The sequence below is a fragment of the Variovorax sp. FG153 genome, from assembly GCF_057809595.1.
Map to the genome: position 1 here is coordinate 1 of NZ_JBMDKG010000100.1, position 3201 is coordinate 3201.

The following is a 3201-nucleotide window of genomic DNA, read 5'->3' on the forward strand; positions in this document are numbered from 1 at the left end:
GGCTGTAATAGCCTGACGATGACCTACTTTCACACGGGAACCCGCACTATCATCGGCGCTGAGTCGTTTCACTGTCCTGTTCGGGATGGGAAGGAGTGGTACCAACTCGCTATGGTCATCAGGCATAAAGGGTTGCCGGGCTGATCGAGTGATCAACCTGGCGAATTCATAGAGTTTTGAATCAGCACGCGCGGTGGCGTTATTTGAATGTATTTTTGAATGCGTCAACTTGGCATAACACCTTGATCTGACTGATCAAAGTTATAGGGTCAAGCCGCACGAGCAATTAGTATCAGTTAGCTTAACGCATTACTGCGCTTCCACACCTGACCTATCAACGTCCTGGTCTTGAACGACTCTTCAGGGGGCTCGAGGCCCCGGCAGATCTCATCTTGAAACGAGTTTCCCGCTTAGATGCTTTCAGCGGTTATCTCTTCCACACTTAGCTACTCGGCAATGCCACTGGCGTGACAACCGATACACCAGAGGTGTGTCCACTCCGGTCCTCTCGTACTAGGAGCAGGCTTCCTCAAATCTGCAGCGCCCACGGAAGATAGGGACCAAACTGTCTCACGACGTTTTAAACCCAGCTCACGTACCTCTTTAAATGGCGAACAGCCATACCCTTGGGACCGGCTACAGCCCCAGGATGAGATGAGCCGACATCGAGGTGCCAAACACCGCCGTCGATATGAACTCTTGGGCGGTATCAGCCTGTTATCCCCAGAGTACCTTTTATCCGTTGAGCGATGGCCCTTCCATACAGAACCACCGGATCACTATGTCCTGCTTTCGCATCTGCTCGACTTGTCAGTCTCGCAGTTAAGCACGCTTATGCCATTGCACTATCGTCACGATGTCCGACCGTAACTAGCGTACCTTCGAACTCCTCCGTTACGCTTTGGGAGGAGACCGCCCCAGTCAAACTGCCTACCATGCACTGTCCCCGATCCAGATAATGGACCTAGGTTAGAACCTCAAACACACCAGGGTGGTATTTCAACGTTGGCTCCACAAGATCTAGCGACCCTGCTTCAAAGCCTCCCACCTATCCTACACAGATCTGTTCAAAGTCCAATACAAAGCTACAGTAAAGGTTCATGGGGTCTTTCCGTCTTTCCGCGGGGAGATTGCATCATCACAAACATTTCAACTTCGCTGAGTCTCAGGAGGAGACAGTGTGGCCATCGTTACGCCATTCGTGCAGGTCGGAACTTACCCGACAAGGAATTTCGCTACCTTAGGACCGTTATAGTTACGGCCGCCGTTTACTGGGACTTCAATCAAGAGCTTGCACCCCATCATTTAATCTTCCAGCACCGGGCAGGCGTCACACCCTATACGTCCACTTTCGTGTTTGCAGAGTGCTGTGTTTTTAATAAACAGTCGCAGCCACCGATTTTTTGCAACCCATTCATGCTCCGTTGTTCACTTCACACTAATAGGGCACACCTTCTTCCGAAGTTACGGTGTCAATTTGCCGAGTTCCTTCTCCTGAGTTCTCTCAAGCGCCTTAGAATACTCATCTCGCGCACCAGTGTCGGTTTGCGGTACGGTCGTATACAGCTGAAGCTTAGTGGCTTTTCCTGGAACCTCGTTCAGTCACTTCGCGAGCAAGCTCGCTCGATCGTTGGCCTCGGTATATGTGCACCGGATTTGCCTAATGCACGCCTACATCCAACTAAACCGGGATATCCAACACCCGGATGACCTATTAAGATCCGTCCCCACATCGCACTGTATATCGGTACAGGAATATTGACCTGTTTCCCATCAGCTACGCATCTCTGCCTCGCCTTAGGGGCCGACTCACTCTACGCCGATGAACGTTGCGTAGAAAACCTTGCGCTTACGGCGAGGGGGCTTTTCACCCCCTTTAACGCTACTCATGTCAGCATTCGCACTTCTGATACCTCCAGCACGCTTTACAACGCACCTTCACAGGCTTACAGAACGCTCTCCTACCACTTGCAATAAATTGCAAATCCGCAGCTTCGGTAACTGGCTTAGCCCCGTTACATCTTCCGCGCAGGACGACTCGATCAGTGAGCTATTACGCTTTCTTTAAATGATGGCTGCTTCTAAGCCAACATCCTGACTGTTTTAGCCTTCCCACTTCGTTTCCCACTTAGCCAATTTTAGGGACCTTAGCTGGCGGTCTGGGTTGTTTCCCTCTTGAGTCCGGACGTTAGCACCCGGTGCTCTGTCTCCCAAGCTGTACTCTTCGGTATTCGGAGTTTGCCTTGGTTTGGTAAGTCGCCATGACCCCCTAGCCAAAACAGTGCTCTACCCCCGAAGGTAATACTTGAGGCACTACCTAAATAGTTTTCGGAGAGAACCAGCTATTTCCAAGTTTGTTTAGCCTTTCACCCCTATCCACAGCTCATCCGCTAGTTTTGCAACACTAGTCGGTTCGGACCTCCAGTACCTGTTACGGCACCTTCATCCTGGCCATGGATAGATCACTTGGTTTCGGGTCTACACCCAGCGACTGATCGCCCTATTCGGACTCGATTTCTCTACGGCTTCCCTATTCGGTTAACCTTGCCACTGAATGTAAGTCGCTGACCCATTATACAAAAGGTACGCAGTCACCCTTGCGGGCTCCTACTTTTTGTAAGCACGCGGTTTCAGGATCTATTTCACTCCCCTCCCGGGGTTCTTTTCGCCTTTCCCTCACGGTACTAGTTCACTATCGGTCGATGATGAGTATTTAGCCTTGGAGGATGGTCCCCCCATATTCAGACAGGATTACACGTGTCCCGCCCTACTTTTCGCTAGCTCAGTACCACACAAGTCTTTTAACGTACGGGGCTGTCACCCACTATGGCCGGCCTTTCCAAGCCGTTCTGATAAGTCTTGTGCTATCACTAGCAGGCTCTTCCGATTTCGCTCGCCACTACTTTCGGAATCTCGGTTGATGTCTTTTCCTCGAGCTACTGAGATGTTTCAGTTCACCCGGTTCGCCTCGCATGACTATGTATTCATCATGCGATACCTTTCGGTGGGTTTCCCCATTCGGAAATCTCCGGATCAAAGCTAATTTGCCAGCTCCCCGAAGCTTATCGCAGGCTATCACGTCCTTCGTCGCCTATCATCGCCAAGGCATCCACCACGTGCTCTTATTCACTTGACCCTATAACTTTGACGTTTCTTCACAGAAACCAAAGTCAATCAAGGAATTGCCAGGTCTTTCACCTG

Annotated in this window: 2 rRNA genes; both read right to left on the bottom strand. The window is 50.8% G+C overall.

The window, feature by feature from the left end:
- Positions 1-10: 10 nt before the first annotated feature.
- A 5S ribosomal RNA gene (gene rrf / locus ACODT0_RS42190) occupies positions 11-123 on the bottom strand.
- A 142-nt stretch (positions 124-265) separates the two neighbouring features.
- A 23S ribosomal RNA gene (locus ACODT0_RS42195) occupies positions 266-3136 on the bottom strand.
- Between the last annotated feature and the right edge of the window lie 65 nt (positions 3137-3201).